At 71.2% G+C, this 15,717-nt stretch carries 15 protein-coding genes; 11 read left to right on the top strand and 4 right to left on the bottom strand.

What is annotated here, in order from left to right; all coding sequences use genetic code 11:
* Positions 1–46: 46 nt before the first annotated feature.
* Together ACFYY7_RS05310 and ACFYY7_RS05305 are read left to right on the top strand one after the other, a co-directional pair.
* Positions 47–1,210, top strand: a complete 1,164-nt coding sequence (locus ACFYY7_RS05310) for an ROK family glucokinase (RefSeq protein WP_351252811.1) — start codon at positions 47–49, stop codon at positions 1,208–1,210.
* Positions 1,211–1,224: 14 nt separating this feature from the next.
* Positions 1,225–1,815 carry a hypothetical protein gene (locus ACFYY7_RS05305; protein ID WP_388657314.1) on the top strand — a complete coding sequence of 197 codons (591 nt, stop codon included), beginning with the start codon at positions 1,225–1,227 and terminating at the stop codon, positions 1,813–1,815.
* A gap of 19 nt (positions 1,816–1,834) precedes the next feature.
* Here the strand turns inward: ACFYY7_RS05305 and ACFYY7_RS05300 are convergent, their stop codons facing one another.
* Positions 1,835–2,494, bottom strand: coding sequence for a TetR/AcrR family transcriptional regulator (locus tag ACFYY7_RS05300; RefSeq protein WP_388657312.1), 660 nt, complete (start codon positions 2,492–2,494; stop codon positions 1,835–1,837).
* 88 nt (positions 2,495–2,582) lie between these two features.
* Between ACFYY7_RS05300 and ACFYY7_RS05295 the strand changes: the two genes are divergently transcribed.
* Genes ACFYY7_RS05295 through ACFYY7_RS05285 form a run of 3 tightly spaced genes read left to right on the top strand, consistent with a single transcriptional unit; the run spans position 2,583 to position 6,865 of the window.
* Positions 2,583–4,013 (top strand): purine-cytosine permease family protein, encoded by a 1,431-nt coding sequence (locus ACFYY7_RS05295; RefSeq protein WP_388657309.1) that lies wholly within the window; start codon positions 2,583–2,585, stop codon positions 4,011–4,013.
* 48 nt (positions 4,014–4,061) lie between these two features.
* Complete coding sequence (locus tag ACFYY7_RS05290) at positions 4,062–5,765, top strand: amidohydrolase (protein ID WP_388657306.1); 1,704 nt, start codon at positions 4,062–4,064, stop codon at positions 5,763–5,765.
* A gap of 5 nt (positions 5,766–5,770) precedes the next feature.
* A complete protein-coding gene (locus ACFYY7_RS05285) occupies positions 5,771–6,865 on the top strand; it encodes a C45 family autoproteolytic acyltransferase/hydolase (RefSeq protein WP_388657302.1) in 1,095 nt (364 codons plus the stop codon).
* 105 nt (positions 6,866–6,970) lie between these two features.
* On the opposite strand, the gene ACFYY7_RS05280 is transcribed toward ACFYY7_RS05285, so the two are convergent.
* The gene (locus ACFYY7_RS05280; RefSeq protein WP_388657299.1) at positions 6,971–7,567 is read right to left on the bottom strand and encodes an ankyrin repeat domain-containing protein; all 597 of its coding nucleotides are present in this window, start codon (positions 7,565–7,567) and stop codon (positions 6,971–6,973) included.
* Between the two features lie 213 nt (positions 7,568–7,780).
* Positions 7,781–8,338, bottom strand: coding sequence for a heme-binding protein (locus ACFYY7_RS05275; RefSeq protein ID WP_388657296.1), 558 nt, complete (start codon positions 8,336–8,338; stop codon positions 7,781–7,783).
* Positions 8,339–8,704: 366 nt separating this feature from the next.
* Between ACFYY7_RS05275 and ACFYY7_RS05270 the strand changes: the two genes are divergently transcribed.
* Together ACFYY7_RS05270 and cynS are read left to right on the top strand one after the other, a co-directional pair.
* A complete protein-coding gene (locus ACFYY7_RS05270) occupies positions 8,705–9,301 on the top strand; it encodes a carbonic anhydrase (RefSeq protein ID WP_388657293.1) in 597 nt (198 codons plus the stop codon).
* A gap of 123 nt (positions 9,302–9,424) precedes the next feature.
* Entirely contained in the window at positions 9,425–9,895 is a 471-nt protein-coding gene (gene cynS, locus ACFYY7_RS05265) for a cyanase (RefSeq protein ID WP_376308441.1), read from the top strand.
* A gap of 107 nt (positions 9,896–10,002) precedes the next feature.
* Here the strand turns inward: cynS and ACFYY7_RS05260 are convergent, their stop codons facing one another.
* Positions 10,003–10,950: a methionyl-tRNA formyltransferase gene (locus ACFYY7_RS05260; protein WP_388657290.1), complete on the bottom strand. Its 948-nt coding sequence runs from the start codon at positions 10,948–10,950 to the stop codon at positions 10,003–10,005.
* Positions 10,951–11,207: 257 nt separating this feature from the next.
* Here ACFYY7_RS05260 and ACFYY7_RS05255 point away from each other — a divergent pair, with 257 nt between their 5' ends.
* The 4 genes from ACFYY7_RS05255 to ACFYY7_RS05240 are packed head-to-tail and all read left to right on the top strand — an operon-like array spanning position 11,208 to position 15,626.
* On the top strand, positions 11,208–12,560 hold the full coding sequence (locus ACFYY7_RS05255) for a lysine N(6)-hydroxylase/L-ornithine N(5)-oxygenase family protein (RefSeq protein ID WP_388657288.1): 1,353 nt from the start codon (positions 11,208–11,210) through the stop codon (positions 12,558–12,560).
* A gap of 55 nt (positions 12,561–12,615) precedes the next feature.
* Positions 12,616–13,674, top strand: a complete 1,059-nt coding sequence (locus ACFYY7_RS05250) for a FecCD family ABC transporter permease (RefSeq protein WP_388658366.1) — start codon at positions 12,616–12,618, stop codon at positions 13,672–13,674.
* Entirely contained in the window at positions 13,671–14,732 is a 1,062-nt protein-coding gene (locus tag ACFYY7_RS05245; RefSeq protein WP_388657286.1) for a FecCD family ABC transporter permease, read from the top strand. Before ACFYY7_RS05250 ends, ACFYY7_RS05245 begins: the two co-directional genes overlap by 4 nt.
* 39 nt (positions 14,733–14,771) lie before the next feature.
* Entirely contained in the window at positions 14,772–15,626 is an 855-nt protein-coding gene (locus ACFYY7_RS05240) for an ABC transporter ATP-binding protein (protein ID WP_388657285.1), read from the top strand.
* The last annotated feature ends 91 nt before the right edge of the window (positions 15,627–15,717 follow it).

Genomic DNA, 15,717 nt, shown 5'->3' with positions numbered 1-15,717 from the left:
GCCGCCGGGAGCACCGCCCCCGGCTCCCCCAGACCCCGCAGGGACGATGAGCACGTACCGCGACTTCACGCACCGCGGCTCCGCCCGCGCCACCGTCCTGCGGACCGTGGGCACCCGGGAGCGGCGCTCGCACCTCACGGCCCCGCGGGTACCCACCGTCGGCATCGACATCGGCGGTACGAAGGTGATGGCGGGCGTCGTCGACGCCGACGGCAACATCCTGGAGCAGCTGCGCACCGAGACGCCGGACAAGTCCAAGAGTCCCAAGGTCGTCGAGGACACCATCGTCGAGCTGGTCCTGGACCTCTCCGACCGGCACGACGTGCACGCCGTCGGGATCGGCGCGGCCGGCTGGGTCGACGCGGACCGCTCCAAGGTGCTCTTCGCCCCGCACCTCGCCTGGCGCGACGAACCGCTGCGCGACGCCCTCGCCTCCCGTCTCGTCGTCCCCGTCATGGTCGACAACGACGCCAACACCGCCGCCTGGGCGGAGTGGCGCTTCGGCGCGGGGCGCGGCGAGGACCACCTCGTCATGATCACGCTCGGCACCGGCATCGGCGGCGCGATCCTGGAGGACGGTCAGGTCAAGCGCGGCAAGTACGGCGTCGCCGGTGAGTTCGGCCACATGCAGGTGGTGCCCGGCGGGCACCGCTGCCCCTGCGGGAACCGCGGCTGCTGGGAGCAGTACAGCTCGGGCAATGCCCTGGTCCGCGAGGCCAAGGAGCTGGCCGCCGCGGACTCCCCGGTGGCGCACCAGATCATCGAGCGGGTCAAGGGCAACATCCCCGACATCACCGGGCCCCTCATCACCGAACTCGCCCGCGAGGGCGACGCGATGTGCGTCGAGCTGCTCCAGGACATCGGCCAGTGGCTCGGCGTCGGCATCGCCAACCTGGCCGCCGCGCTCGACCCCTCCTGCTTCGTGATCGGGGGCGGTGTCAGCGCCGCCGACGACCTGCTCATCGGCCCCGCCAGGGACGCCTTCAAACGCCATCTCACCGGCCGCGGCTACCGGCCCGAGGCCCGGATCGCCAAGGCCCAGCTCGGCCCGGAGGCAGGTATGGTCGGCGCGGCCGACCTCGCCCGGCTGGTGGCCCGCAGATTCCGCCGTACCAACCGCCGCCGGGTCGAGCGGTACGAGCGGTACGCCCAGATCTACGACCAGGCCGCGAGCACCATCCGTAATACCCGCAACACCCGCACCTCCTAGGGATGCCCAGACACATGACCGCAGCCGAGCACCCCGTCCTGCCGCGTCAGTCCACGCCGCCCGACGACGGCCGGCCGCCGCAGGACCGGCGCCGGATGATCCGCCGCAGGCTGATCACGGCGACCATCATCGTGCTGCTCATCGGCATCCCGGCCGGCTATCTGCTGATCTCGGCCGGGCAGAGCCGCCGCGCCGGCCAGAACAAGGAGGCCGAGGCCTCCGCGCAGGGGCTCCGGGAGGGCTGGCCGTCCCGGATGCAGCGCCGGATCTTCGAGCTGCCGATGCCCGGCAACTCCCTGGACGTGCAGTACTACGAGACCAACAACTGGAAGGCCAGCCGGCTGTACGTGGAGTTCCGCACCACGTCCGCCGGGCTCGACCGCTTCCTCGGCCGGATGGGCAGCGGGCGCTCCGACCTGGAGCCCGGCAAGGTGACCATCGGCGAACGCGACCAGAAGGTCTCGGGCTGGAAGTTCGACCCCGGGACCGAATGGGCGGGCACCAGGCACACCAACAAGGACCCGCGCCCCACCCAGGACATCATGGTGAACATGACCGACCCGATGAACCCCGTCGTGTACGTGGTCTCCGCGGCGACCCCCTGAGCGCAGGCCCTGGGCCGCGTCACCCGGCGGCGGCCGTCCCGGCCGGTCGTGCGCGGGCGCGCAGCGTCCCCGGCGCCAGGCCGAGCCGGGCCTCGGCCGTCTCGATGGCCACGTCGCCGTAGTCCGGGCCGTCCTGCGGCGCGTCGTCGTTTGCGTACGCCCCCAGCCCGTCGACGGTGATGAGGATGTGCAGGGCCGCCCTGACCGTGTCGTCGGTCGTGAACTCTCCGGCCCGGACGCCCATGCCGACCAGGGCGATCAGCTCGTCGCGCGTCTGTGACTCCTGCGCGCTCACCGCCTCGCGCAGCACTTCCTTGAACCTGCTGAGGTGCCGCGCGTTGAGCCACAGGCGGCTCAGGTCCCGGTAGTCGCCGTCCGTCAGGCGCACGAGGAAGCGCGCCAGCCGGTCCACCGGTGGCAGATCCTCCTCGTCCGACGGCAGGAGCGACCCGCGTTCCGACGTGGCGGCGAAGGCGAACGCCTCGCCCAAGAGATGGTCCGCGACCGGGAAGTAGTGGCCGATCAGGCCGGGGCGGACGCCCAGGGTCTCGGCGACGCGGCGCAGCGTGACCCGCTCCAGTCCCTCCTCCAGTCCGATGCGGGCGGCGGTCCGCAGGATCTCCGCGCGGCGCTGCCCGGGCAGTTTCCTGGATTGCTTCGGCCGAAGTCTTGACGTCATGGACCAGAGGCTATTGGATCGGTGACCAATAAGTTGTTGGCCATGTGCCCAATAAAGGCAGCGTCGCCTGGACATCCGAGAGGCCTCGATGACGACACAACCCACCACCGCCGCAGGAGCCCTCGAAGGGCAAGGCTCCGAGCGCTCGGGGCAGCTGGAGACCCGCGGGATCGACCTGATCCCCGCCGACGAGCGCGGCGGTCGCCCACGACAGCTCTTCGCCGTCTGGGCAGCGCCGAACGTCAGCTATCTGAGCCTCGTCGTCGGCGGCACGCTGATCCTGATGGGGCTCACGCTCCCGCAGGCCATCGGCATCATCCTGGCCGGGAACCTGCTGTGGATCTGTACGGGCGTCATCGCGGCCGGCGGTCCGGCCGCCGGCACCAGTGGGTCGGTCATCTCACGCGCGTTCCACGGCGTCATCGGCAACAAATTCGTGCTCGTCCTGACCGGCTGGCTCATCGCCGCGGCCTATCTCGCCCTCAACTGGTCGGCCGCCTCGGTCGCGGGCATCGGACTGGCCGCCCGGATGGGTCTGCCGGACAACGCGGCCGTCCACGCGACCGTCATAGTCCTCATCGCCGCGGCGACGCTGCTGATCGCCATCTACGGATACGCGACGATCGTCCGCCTCTACACCGCGCTCAGCGTCCTGCTGACCGTCGTGTTCATCGTGGTCACGGGATACGTGCTCGCCGAGACCGACTGGTCCTACGCCCCGGCGGAGCCCCTCAAGGGCGGTGCGCTGGTCGCCACGATCGGCATCGGCTTCGCCATCATCGCCTCCACGCCGCTCTCGTACAGCAACAGCCCCGACCTGGCCCGCTACCTGCCGCGCGACAGCAGCCCGTTCGCCGTCGCCGGCTGGACGGCGCTGGGCGCGTACGTGCCCAGCGTCCTGTTCACCACGGTCGGCGCCCTCGCCGCCACCACGCTCGACATGACCGACCCGCAGGCCGCGCTGGAGGGCATTCTGCCGGGCTGGTTCGTCCCCGTCTTCGTCATCGCGGTGGTCGTCAACACCATGGCGAACAACGGCATGACGGCCTACAGCGCCAGCCTGTCCATCCAGTCGGTCGGCGTCCGCCTCGCACGTATCCCCGCCGTCCTGACCATCGGCATCCTCGGTACGGCCATGACGCTTTACGCGATCCTCGTCTGGGACTTCCTGACCAGCGTCAACACCATGCTCCAGCTCGTGGTCGTCGTGACCGGCCCGGCCATGGCGGTGGCCGTGACCGACCTCGTCATGCGGCGCAACCGCTACAACGGGGCGGACCTGATCGGAGAGGAACGTGGCGGGCCGTTCTGGTACCACCGCGGTGTCCACTGGTCCGGCATCCTCGCGCTCGTCAGCGGCGGCGTCGCCTCCCTGATGTGGGTGAACACCACCTTCTGGACCGCCCCGCTCGCACGGGTCATGGGCGATGTCGACCTGTCGATCCCGGCCGGCATGGTTGTCGCCGCCGCCGTCTACTGGTCCACCGCCCGCATCCTGCGGACCGTTCCCCGCCCCTGACGGTCCCCGCCGCCCCGCCCCACGCACAGCACCACCGGAAGGAAACCCGTGTACGCCGATGTCATCGTGACGGCCGACCACGTAGAGACACTCGCAGAGGAGTCTCCCGACCCGCAGGCCACCGCGACCGCGACCGCGACCGCGACCGCGACCGCGACCGCGACCGCGACCGCGACCGCGACCGCGACCGCGAACGCGATCGCGATCCGCGACGGCCGCATCGTCGCGGTCGGCACCGCCGCGGACCTCGAACCGGTGCGCGGCCCCGGCACGGTCGTCCACGCGTTCCCGGGCGCCACGATCCTGCCGGGCCTCACCGACGTCCACGCCCATCCGGTGTGGGGTTCGATCGAGATCGGCAGCGGCGTGGACCTCTCCGGCGCCTCGACGCTCGACCAGGTGTTCAGCTGCCTGGCCGACGCCGCTCAGGGGCGGCTGGCGGACGGATGGATCACCGGCTTCGACCTCGACGTCAACGTCTTCGACGGTGATCCCACCGGCACCGTGTTCGCGGACCGGCTCCCCGGGCGGCCGATCTCGCTGATGACACGGGACGCGCACGCGCTCGTGGTGAGCCCCCGGGCGGTCGAAGTCATCGGGCTCACCGGCCGCGAGACGTTCACCGACGCCTCGTCGGTCGAGGTCGGACCGGACGGCCGCCCGACCGGATACGTGGTCGAGCTCCAGGCGATGGACCTGGTGTTCGCCCACTACCCCGAGGTGCCGGTGGACACCGCCGCCGGGTACGTGCTCGACCAGCTCGACAGCCTCGCGCGCAGCGGGCTGACCGGGCTGCACGCGCTCGACTTCACCGACCCGTCCGAAGCCGTGTACCGGCACATCGAGGAGGACGGCGAGCTGCCGCTGCGCATCCGCTGCTCCCCACTGGTGCCGGCCGACTCGGCCCCCGAGGTGTGGCACGACATCGCCGGCCAGCAGGGCCTGCGCGGGCGGCGCTGGCACGTCGAGGGCGCGAAGTTCATGCTCGACGGCACGGCGGACAACGGCACGGCGTGGTTCGAGCGGCCGGACACCCACGGCGAGAACCGTGAGCCGCTCTGGCGCGACCTCGACGCCTACCGGGCCGCCATGCGGTTCTTCACCGAACGCGGCATCCCGACCGCGACCCACGCCATCGGTGACCAGGCCGTGCGGTTCGCGCTCGATGTCATCGAGGAGGTCGGCCCGGCCGGCCGCGCCCCCCACCGCATCGAGCACATCGAGTCCGTCCCCGACGACCTCCTCGGACGGTTCGCCGAGCTCGACGTCGTGGCGAGCCTCCAGCCCGTGCACGGCACCCGGCACACGCGTGCCGACGCCACGGACAACTGGTCGCGGCGGATCGGACCCGACCGCGTCGCCCACGGCTGGCGCACCCGCGACCTGCTGGACCACGGCGCCGTCGTGGCACTCGGCTCCGACTGGCCGATCGGCCCCGGTGACCCGCGCATCGGTCTCGCCGACTGCCAGCTGCGACGCCCGGTCGAGGAGCCGGACACCGCACCCGTCCAGCCCGGCCAGGCGATCTCCGCCCGCGAGGCCTACACCGGCATGACGGCAGCGGCCGCCCACGCCGCCGGAGCCTCGCACGAACTCGGCCGGATCGCGCCGGGCCACCTCGCCGACCTCACCGTCTTCGCCGCGAACCCGCTCGGCCTCGCCCCCGACGCACAGCCCGGCAACCCCGTCCTCGCGACGGTCGTCGGTGGAGCGGTGCAGCTCCACCCGAACAGCACAGAAGGAAACCAGTGACCGCCATGTCCATCCCCCGTCCCGAGAACCGATCCCACATCAAGGCAGCGGGCACCGACCCGTACGAGCGCGGCGTCGCCCGGGGCGAGCAGCTCCACGACGGCATCCCCGCCGCGATCGAGGTGTACGACCGGCTCTTCGCGCTCGGCGGCATCACCACCGCCCGGATACGGGAGGACGCCGAGCGCGCCCTCGAAGTGATCGGGCGCTTCCGGCCCGCGGCCCACGCCGAGATCACGGGCATCGCCAAGGGGGCCGGTGCCGAGGAGTGGCGCGTTGCCGCGCTCAACGCCCGCACCGAGATCCTGGCCCGCAGCGTCGCCGTGCCGCCGGGGGAGTGCACCACGATCGTGCGCCGCAGCCCCGGTGACGACGGTGCCGTGCGGACGTTCGGCGTCCAGACGTGGGACTGGCACGTCGAGCTCAACGGCATGTGGCACACGCTGGAGTCGCGCGGCGGCACCCATGACGTCGTCGGCCTCACCGAGAACGGCATCCTCGGCAAGATGGGCGTCAACAGCGCCGGTCTCGCCCTGCACTTCAACATCCTCGGCCACGTCGACGACGGCATCGGCGGCATCCCCGTCCATGTCCTCGCGGCGATCGTCCTCGAAGAGGCGGGGAGCGTCGCCGAGGCCGTCGAGATCATCCGCAGCGCACCGCTCGCCTCGTCCGGATCGTTCGCGCTGTTCGACGAGACCGACGCCGTGCTGCTCGACATGAGCCCCGTCGGCATCTTCGAGATGCGCCCCGAGAACGGCACCCTGCTGCGTACGAACCACTTCCTGACGCCGACGCCGGCCACCGGCGAGAAGACCTGGCTCTACCAGCCCGATTCGGGCGAGCGCTACGACTTCGTCCGCGACCGCCTCGCCCGCAGGCAGCCGCCGACCACGGTCGACGAGCTCGCGGACTTCCTCGTCACCGGGGCGGGCGAGCCCCCGGTGACCTGCCTGCCCGACCCGGACCTGCCGCTCGGCCGGCGCTGGGCCAGCCTCGCGACCATCACCCTCGAACCCGCGACGCGCACCGCCAGGATCCTCGACGGGACGCCCGCCGACATCGGCGCACGCGACTGGCGGGTCCTCACCGCCGGCTGATCCCGGCGCGGCGCCCGCGGGCGCCGACGACGAGCGGGCCGGCCGGGTCCTCATGACCCGGCCGGCCCGCTCGCGCCATGTGAAGGGCGCACCCGCAGCAGCCGCCTACCGTACGGCCCGCAGCAGACCGGCGATCTCGGTGAAGCCGTGCCGCTCGGCGTGTTCGAGGGCGGTGACGCCCTCGCCGTCCGGCAGGTACGCCGTGGCACCGGCGGTGATCAGCAGCTCGACGATCTCCTGGTGCTCGGGTCCGCCGTCGCCGAGGATGACGGCCTCCAGCAGAGCGGTCCAGCCGAGCCGGTTGACGTGGTCGATGTCGATGTCGGTCTCGCGGAGCACGGCCCGGACATAGTCGACGTGGCCGCGCTCGCTCGCGGGGATGAGGGAGGTGCCGCCGAAGCGGTTCGTCACCTTCAGGTCGGGGCCCGCCGGGAGCAGGGCGCGCATCATGGCGACGCTGCCGGTGACGCCGGTGACCAGCCAGGGGCTGTCGAGGCGGTCGTCCTGGGCGTTCGGGTCGGCGCCGGCGGCGACCAGCGCCTCGGCGACGGCCACGTGATCGGCGAGCGCGGCCAGCAGCAGGGGGGTGCGCAGATGCGCGTCGCGGGTCTCCACCGCGGCGCCCGCGGCGAGCGCGGTCCGCACGGCGTCGGCGTCACCCGCCTCGGCGGCGTGCAGCAGATCGCGGTCGAGGTCGTTCATCGCGGTGCTCCTCGAGCTCCAGGGAGTGCGGGTGCGCAGAGCGGACAGGGTCGTCGTCATTGTCGTACGCACCGCGATCCCGATCCCCGCCCTCAGGGCCGCGCGGACGCGGGCGGAGGAGAGGGGCGACCGGCGGTGCACGGTACGGGGGGTTCCGCGCACCGCCGGGGTCAGGGCGGCCGTACCTCTCAGAGGCGTCGGCATGGCCAATGGCTACTTGGCGAGCTCGGCGACGCCGGCCTGGGCGAACTTCTCGTCCAGGTCGCCCGACGGGGCGCCGGCCACGCCGATGCCGGCGATCGGCGCGCCCTTGGCCGCGACCGGGGCACCACCGGCGAGGAAGAGGGTGCCGGGGATGTCCTTCAGGGTGGGGGCGTTGGTCAGGCGCTTGGCGAGCTCGGAGGTGGGGGCGTTCCAGGAGACGGCGGTGAACGCCTTCTTCTGCGCGGCCTCGTAGGACTGCGGGCCGGCGCCGTCGCCGCGCAGGGTGACGATGGTGTTGCCGTTGCGGTCGACGACGGCGACGGAGACGCGCTGGTTCTCCTTCTCCGCGGCCTTCAGGGTGGCCTCGGCGGCCTTCGTGGCGGCCTTGATGGTCAGGTGCGTCGTCTGCATCGTGTTCTTGTTCTTCACATCGGCCTTGGCGACCGCGGCGGCCGGGGCGGCAGCCGACGCGGCGTTCGCCGAGACCGCGCCGAAGGCACCGGCACCGAGCGCGGCGAGGGCGACGCCGGTGGCCAGGACGCGGGTCCGCTTCGAGATCTTCTTCATGGTGACTGTTCCTTGCGGTCGTCGCTCGGGTCCGGGGCCCGGGCGGTCCCGGGGCGGGGAGACCGGGAGGACCTGTGCCGTCCGGCTCCGAGATCAATCCTGGGGCCGCGGAGGGCCTCGACCCGTCGACCCGGCGGCTCGTCGTCGGCTTCCGCCCGGAGGACCCCTGGGTCAACCGATCGGTTGACCCCGCCCGGCACGCGCGGCGGGAGCGACACGGAAGCGTACGGCGCCCGGCATCCCGCACAAGCCATAGATGTCATCGATCAATGTGATCGACATTGAGTCTTGGACTCTATAGGGGCTGGTCGTGCATGGTGGATTACGTCAGTCCAACGGGGCCGGCAGCGACCGAGAGGAGTGAGCATGTACGACCTCGCCGAAGGTGTCGGCACTTTCCAGCGCGATGTCTTCCCGGCCAAGGCGGAGCTCTTCGCCCACCTGGCCGACACCCACCGTCCGTCGACACTGTTCATCAGCTGCTCGGACGCCCGTGTGGTGCCGGAGCTGATCACCAGCAGCGAGCCGGGCGAGCTCTTCGTCGTCCGCACCGCCGGAAACCTCGTACCCGCCTACACCCCCGCACCGGACGGCATCGCGGCCAGCATCGAGTACGCGGTCGCCGTCCTGGGCGTGCAGGAGATCGTGGTGTGCGGGCACTCGGCCTGTGGCGCGATGACCGCCCTGGCCGAACGCCAGGACCTCTCCGGCGCACCCGCGGTCGCCGACTGGCTGCGCCACGCCGACGCCTCGGTCGCCCGCACCGCCGCCGACGAGCAGGACGTGGCCGCGCTGGTGCGCGAGAACGTGCTCGCCCAACTGGCCAACCTGGCCACCCACCCCTCGGTGGCCCGCGCAAGGGCCGCGGGCGCGGTCACCCTGCGCGGCTGGGTCTACGACATCCCCACCGGCACCGTCGAGGAACTCGACGTCACCGGCCGGCCCGCCGCCCTCGCGGCCTGACCACCGGCCCCACAGACCTGATCCCCGCCGCCCCACCGGCATCCGGGATCACTCCTCACCCCGTACCCGCCGCTCCCGCCTCCCCCCACTTCGGCGAGCGGCACCCACGAAAGGAAACACCCCATGGTGCACGCCCAGTTCGACCCCACCGCCCGCCAGCTGCTCGCCGCCGCCGCCGTCGAGGCCAAGGTCCGCAAGGACCTGTCGTGGCAGCAGATCGCGGACGCCGCCGGACTGTCCGTCGCGTTCGTCACCGCCGCCGTCCTCGGCCAGCACGCCCTCCCGGCCGCCTCCGCCGAGGCCGTCGCCGAGCTCCTCGGCCTGGACGAGGACGCGGCCATGCTGCTCCAGACCATCCCGACCCGCGGCTCGATCCCCGGCGGCATCCCCACCGACCCGACCATCTACCGCTTCTACGAGATGCTCCAGGTCTACGGCACCACCCTCAAGGCCCTGGTCCACGAGCAGTTCGGCGACGGAATCATCTCCGCGATCAACTTCAAGCTCGACGTCAAGAAGGTCGCCGACCCCGAGGGTGGCGAGCGCGCCGTCATTACCCTGGACGGCAAGTACCTCCCGACCAAGCCCTTCTGACAGCACGTCAACATCTAGCGAACCCCGGGCGGGCCGACGGAATCTCTTCCGTCGGCCCGCCCGGCGTTTTACGGATTCAGCGGTGTCGCCCTCGGGCCGCGTCCCGGTCAGGGGCGGTTGGTCAGGTAGCCGCCCATGGAGGTGAAGTACTCCGTCGCGGGCAGCTCCCGGCCGTCCTCGGTCCGTACGCGGGTGATGGCCAGGCCGTGGTTGCGGCCGGTGCGCGCGTCGGCTCCGGCGACGATCACCACGCCCTCGCCCTCGCGGTAGAAGATGCGTCCGGGCGTGCCGCCGTAACGGCCCCGGGACACCACCGAGGCGAGGACTTCGAGCCGCTTGCCCCGGTGGAAGGTGAAGGCGCTGGGGTACGGCTCCGACTGGGCGCGGACCAGGCGTTCGAGGTCCTCGGCCGGCCAGTTCCAGTCGATGCGGATGTCCTCGGCGGCGCGCTTGTGGAAGAAGCTCGCCCGGGACCGGTCCTGCTTGGTGAACTCCGTCTGCCCGGCGGCGATGAGGCCGAGCGCTCCGATGGTGACCGGGGCGATGAGGTCGACGGTCTTGTGGAAGAGGTCGGTGGCGGTGTCCGTCGGTCCGACCGCGACGGCCTCCTGCCGGACGATGTCACCGGCGTCGAGCTCGTCGTCCATCATGTGCGCGGTGACGCCCACTTCGGACTCGCCGTTTATCAGCGCCCAGATCAGCGGGGAGAAGCCGGCGTACTTCGGCAGCAGCGAGTCGTGGACGTTCAGCGTGCCGTGGCGCGGGAGGCCGAAGATGTGCGGCGGGATCCAGGTGCGCCAGTTGTTGGCGACGATGATGTCCGGATCGGCCTCCTTGAGGCGCTCGAACAGCTCGTCGTCGTCGGGACGGTTGCGGATCAGCACCGGGACGCCGTGCTCCTCGGCGAGATCGGCGACCGAGTCGCTCCAGATCTTCTCGTACGCGTGCTCGCTCCTGGGGTGCGTCACGACCAGTTCCACACTGTGCTCGGAGTCCAGGAGGGCTTGCAGGGTGCGGTGCCCCCAGGTCTGGTAACCGAACATGACGACCCGCATGGGGTTCCTCCTCAGGGCAGGGATGGACCGGCGGTAAGTAAAGCAAGGCTTACCTTAGTTTGCAACAGGGCGATTTCGGGCCTTCATTGACGGACCCTCAGGTCGATCGGTGGCGCCGGCTGCCGGCTTGACCTATCGACAACGTCATGTGATTAGCTTAGGCTCACCTAAGTTTGGTCGGGTGGCCTGTTCGGCATGCCCGCCTCTCGCATCTTTCCTACGCCTGACAGGCGGCTTTCCCGCACGATGGGAGTGACATGTCACAGGTTCTTCCTGGCGACGCACCACTGGTCCACGACCTGATCGGCATCGGCTTCGGCCCCTCCAATGTGGCGATGGCGATCGCGCTGAGTGAACACAACACCCGCGTCGGCAGGCAGGAGTCGGTCACCGCTCACTTCTTCGAGCAGCAGCAGAGCTTCGGCTGGCACCGCGGCATGCTGATCGACGACGCCACCATGCAGGTGTCCTTCCTCAAGGACCTGGTGACGCTCCGGAACCCGGCCAGCGAGTACAGCTTCCTCTGCTACCTGCAGAGCAAGGGCCGGCTGATCGACTTCATCAACCACAAGAACCTCTTCCCGCTGCGGGTCGAGTTCCACGACTACTTCGAGTGGGCCGCGGCCAAGGTCGACGACATGGTCTCCTACGGACACGAGGTCGTCTCCGTCACGCCCGTCGTCCAGGACGGCGCCGTGGAGTACCTGGACGTGACCGTCCGTTCGGCACAGGGCCTCTCGGTCCACCGGGCCCGCAACCTCGTCGTCGGAACCGGGCTGCGCCCCCTCATGCCGGAGGGTGTGGAGCGCGGCGAGCGGGTCTGGCACAACTCCGATCTGCTGCGGAAGGTCGACGGCCTCGAAGCCGCCTCGCCCTCGCGGTTCGTCGTCGTGGGCGCCGGCCAGAGCGCCGCCGAGAACGTCGCCTACCTGCACCGCCGCTTCCCCGAGGCCGAGGTGTGCGCGGTCTTCTCCCGCTACGGCTACAGCCCCGCCGACGACAGCAGCTTCGCCAACCGGATCTTCGACCCCGGCGCCGTCGACGACTACTTCGCCGCGCCCGAGAGCGTGAAGACCCGGCTGATGGCCTACCACGGCAACACCAACTACTCCGTGGTGGACATCGACCTGATCGACGACCTGTACCGGCAGATGTACCAGGAGAAGGTCCTCGGCACCGAACGGCTGCGGTTCCTCAACGTCTCCCGGGTCACCGGGGTCGAGGAGACGCCCGACGGCGTCCGCACCACCGTGAACTCCCTCGTCACGGGCGAGGAGACGCTCCTGGACGCGGACGTCGTGGTCTTCGCCACCGGTTACAGCCCCGCCGACCCGCTCGGCCTCCTCGGCGAGGTCGCCGGCCACTGCCTGCGCGACGACGCGGGCCGGGTCCGGGTCGAGCGCGACTACCGCGTCTCGACCGGCCCCGAACTGCGCTGCGGCATCTACCTCCAGGGCGGCACGGAGCACACGCACGGCATCACGACGTCCCTGCTGTCGAACACCGCGATACGGGTCGGGGAGATCCTGGACTCGCTCCTGGACCGGGGCGTCAAGTCCGCCTCCGACGAGGCCCGTCCGGTCGCCGACGGCACCGGTACGCACGCGTGAGGTGCGGGGCAGGATGCGCGGCCCCGGCGGATCATGAGGGATGACGGACATCGAGATGCGCACGACCGAAGTTGAGCGCCCCGCACCCGGGGGCACGAATCGGGCCCGCCGGCGGCGGGTCGTGGGTCTGGGTGTGCTCGTGGTCGTCCTGGTGGTCGCGGCGGCCCTGTCGCTGGCCGTCGGTGCGCGCGCGCTGAGCCCCGCCGAGGTCTGGCACGGGCTGTTCACGGCGCCCGAGGCCGACCGGCGGCTCACCGAGGTCAGGCTCATCGTGCAGACCGTGCGGGTGCCCCGGACGGTGCTCGCGATCGTGGCGGGCCTCGCCCTGGGCGTCGGCGGCGCGCTGATCCAGGGATACACCCGCAACCCCATCGCCGACACGGGGCTGTTGGGGGTGAACGCCGGCGCCTCGTTCGCGGTGGTCTCGGTGGTCGCGGTCCTCGGGCTCGCGAACCCGTTCCAGTACGTCTGGTTCGCCTTTCTCGGGGCGGCGGTCGCCGGAGTCGTGGTCTTCGGCCTCGCCAGCATCGGCCGGGGCGCGGGCAACCCGCTGACGCTCGCCCTGGCAGGGCAGGGGCTCACGGTCTTCCTCGCGGCGATGACCACCGCGGTCGCGCTCTCCGACCAGAAGTCGCTGAACGCGCTGCGGTTCTGGAACGCGGGCTCCGTGGCCGGTGTCGGATTCGACGTCATCCGGCCGGTCACCCTGTTCATCGCGGTCGGACTGGTGCTGGCCCTGATCACCCTGCCCGCCCTCAACCTGCTCAACCTGGGCGACGACGTGGCGCGGGGGCTGGGCGTGAACATCGCGCTGAGCCGGACCGTCGGCATCGTCGCCATCACCCTGCTGGCGGGCGCGGCCACGGCGGCGTGCGGCCCGATCGCCTTCCTCGGGCTCATGGTGGCCCATGTGGCCCGGTACCTGACCGGGCCAGACTACCGCTGGCTGGTGCCGTACGCGGGTCTGCTCGGCTCCGTCGTCCTGCTGGTCTGCGACATCGCGGGGCGGCTGGTGGTGCGTCCGGGCGAGTTGGACGCGGGTGTCGTGGTCGCCCTTCTCGGCGCCCCGTTCTTCGCGGTTCTGGTGTGGCGAGGAAAGTTCAGGAGCGCATGAACGGGACGGACATGAACCCATCGGTGGCGCCCGGCGTACGGATCGGCCAGGTTTCGTTCGTATGGCGGCCCTGGCTCGTCCTGGTCACCCTGCTGCTGGCGGCGGGCGCCTTCCTGGTGTTCTGCCTCTCCATCGGTGTGGGGGACTTCCCCATCGGGCTGCCCCGGGTGATCGCCACGATCCTCGGCCGGGGCGAACAGGTCGACGAGTTCGTGATCATGGATCTGCGGATGCCGCGCGCCCTGGCCGGTCTCGTCGTGGGGTTCGCGCTGGGCATGTCCGGGGCGATCACGCAGTCCGTCGCACGCAATCCGCTGGCCAGCCCGGACATTCTGGGCATCACCGGGGGAGCGGGCGCGGTCGCGGTCTTCCTGGTGACTGTGTCGGGCGGGGCGGCCGCGGCGGTCACCGGCTCGGTGGGCCTGCCCGCGGCGGCGCTCGCGGGCGGACTCGGCACGGGACTGCTGGTGTACTTCCTGGCCTGGCGGCGTGGGATCGACGGTTTCCGGCTCATCCTCATCGGGATCTCGGTGAGCGCCGTGATGGAGGCGATCACCACCTGGCTGCTGGTCTCCGCCGACATCAGGGACGTGGCCAGGGCCCAGTCGTGGCTGGTCGGTTCGCTGGACGGCCGGTCGTGGGACGAGGTCCGGGTGGCGTTCTGGTGCACGCTCGTCCTCGTGGTGGTCGTGGCCGCGGTCGCGTTCCAGTTCAGACCGATGCATCTCGGCGACGAGGTCGCCGCCGGCCTGGGTGTCCGGTACTCGCGAGTGCGGGCGGTCCTGCTGCTGTGCGCGGTCCTGCTGGCCGCACTGGCGGTGAGCGCGGCGGGCCCGGTGCCGTTCGTCGCCCTGGTGGCGCCGCAGGTGGCGATGCGTCTGGCGAGGTTCCCGACGCCCCCGATGGTGGCCTCCGGCCTGGTGGGCGCGGTGCTGCTGATCGGCTCGGACCTGGTCGCGCGCACGGCGCTGCCGATCACCCTCCCGGTCGGTGTGGTCACCGCCGCGATCGGTGGCCCGTTCCTCATCTACCTGCTGGTGCGGGCGAATCTCAGGTAGGCGGAAAGAATGCAGAACAGACCCAGACAAGGGGGGCCCGTGGCCACTCAGTTCACCACCGGGACCGAGGCCGAGGCCGAAGCCGGGGCCGGGGAAGCGTCACGGCTGGCAGCCAGGGGCGTCACGGTCGGGTACGGCGGCCGGACGGTCATCGACGCCCTCGACGTGGCGATCCCCTCGGGGGTGATCACCACGATCATCGGCCCCAACGGCTGCGGCAAGTCCACCCTGTTGCGTACCCTGACCCGGCTGCTGAAGCCGTCCGGGGGGACGGTCGTGCTGGACGGCGAGGACATCGGCAGGCTCCGGACCAGGGACGTGGCCAAGAAGCTCGGTCTGCTGCCGCAGGCGCCGGTCGCCCCGGAGGGGCTGACCGTGGCCGACCTGGTCGCCAGGGGGCGCCATCCGCACCAGAGCTGGCTGCGGCAGTGGTCCTCGGACGACGCCGGCGTCGTGGAACGCGCGCTGGCCATGACCGGGGTGTCCGAACTGGCCGACCGTCCGGTCGACTCGCTCTCCGGCGGACAGCGCCAGCGTGTCTGGATCTCGATGACCCTGGCCCAGGGGACCGACCTGCTGCTGCTGGACGAGCCGACCACCTATCTGGACCTGGCGCACGCGATCGATGTGCTCGACCTGGTGGACGACCTGCACGAGTCGGGGTGCACCGTGGTCATGGTGCTGCACGACCTCAATCTGGCGACGCGTTACAGCGACAACCTGATCGTGATGCGGGAGGGTTCCGTCCTGGCGCAGGGGCACCCGCGCGAGGTGATCACCGCCGAGCTGCTGCGCGAGGCGTTCGGGCTGCACGCCACGGTCATCGACGACCCGGTGGGCGACCGGCCGCTCATCGTGCCGATCGGCCGTACGCATGTCCGGCTCGACCCGTAGGGCCCGGCGACCGGGGGCGTACACCCAAGTCATGCCCGACAAGGGAAAGTTCGAAAGTTAGGCTAGGCTGGCCTCACTTGTGCGAGATAAG

This window comes from Streptomyces sp. NPDC001933, assembly GCF_042890955.1.
In the GTDB taxonomy this organism is placed as follows: Bacteria; Actinomycetota; Actinomycetes; order Streptomycetales; family Streptomycetaceae; genus Streptomyces.
The sequence above is the reverse complement of the archived record's forward strand: the minus strand, read 5'-3'. Positions and strand labels throughout refer to the sequence as shown.

Excerpts from the sequence above, each read along its gene's own strand:
- ACFYY7_RS05295 (WP_388657309.1), top strand. The coding sequence starts at position 2,583 with ATGACGACACAACCCACCACCGCCGCAGGAGCCCTCGAAGGGCAAGGC.
- ACFYY7_RS05300 (WP_388657312.1), bottom strand. The coding sequence starts at position 2,494 with ATGACGTCAAGACTTCGGCCGAAGCAATCCAGGAAACTGCCCGGGCAG.
- ACFYY7_RS05310 (WP_351252811.1), top strand. The coding sequence starts at position 47 with ATGAGCACGTACCGCGACTTCACGCACCGCGGCTCCGCCCGCGCCACC.
- cynS (WP_376308441.1), top strand. The coding sequence starts at position 9,425 with ATGGTGCACGCCCAGTTCGACCCCACCGCCCGCCAGCTGCTCGCCGCC.
- ACFYY7_RS05260 (WP_388657290.1), bottom strand. The coding sequence starts at position 10,950 with ATGCGGGTCGTCATGTTCGGTTACCAGACCTGGGGGCACCGCACCCTG.
- ACFYY7_RS05305 (WP_388657314.1), top strand. The coding sequence starts at position 1,225 with ATGACCGCAGCCGAGCACCCCGTCCTGCCGCGTCAGTCCACGCCGCCC.
- ACFYY7_RS05285 (WP_388657302.1), top strand. The coding sequence starts at position 5,771 with ATGTCCATCCCCCGTCCCGAGAACCGATCCCACATCAAGGCAGCGGGC.
- ACFYY7_RS05270 (WP_388657293.1), top strand. The coding sequence starts at position 8,705 with ATGTACGACCTCGCCGAAGGTGTCGGCACTTTCCAGCGCGATGTCTTC.
- ACFYY7_RS05250 (WP_388658366.1), top strand. The coding sequence starts at position 12,616 with ATGCGCACGACCGAAGTTGAGCGCCCCGCACCCGGGGGCACGAATCGG.
- ACFYY7_RS05280 (WP_388657299.1), bottom strand. The coding sequence starts at position 7,567 with ATGAACGACCTCGACCGCGATCTGCTGCACGCCGCCGAGGCGGGTGAC.
- ACFYY7_RS05255 (WP_388657288.1), top strand. The coding sequence starts at position 11,208 with ATGTCACAGGTTCTTCCTGGCGACGCACCACTGGTCCACGACCTGATC.
- ACFYY7_RS05275 (WP_388657296.1), bottom strand. The coding sequence starts at position 8,338 with ATGAAGAAGATCTCGAAGCGGACCCGCGTCCTGGCCACCGGCGTCGCC.
- ACFYY7_RS05245 (WP_388657286.1), top strand. The coding sequence starts at position 13,671 with ATGAACGGGACGGACATGAACCCATCGGTGGCGCCCGGCGTACGGATC.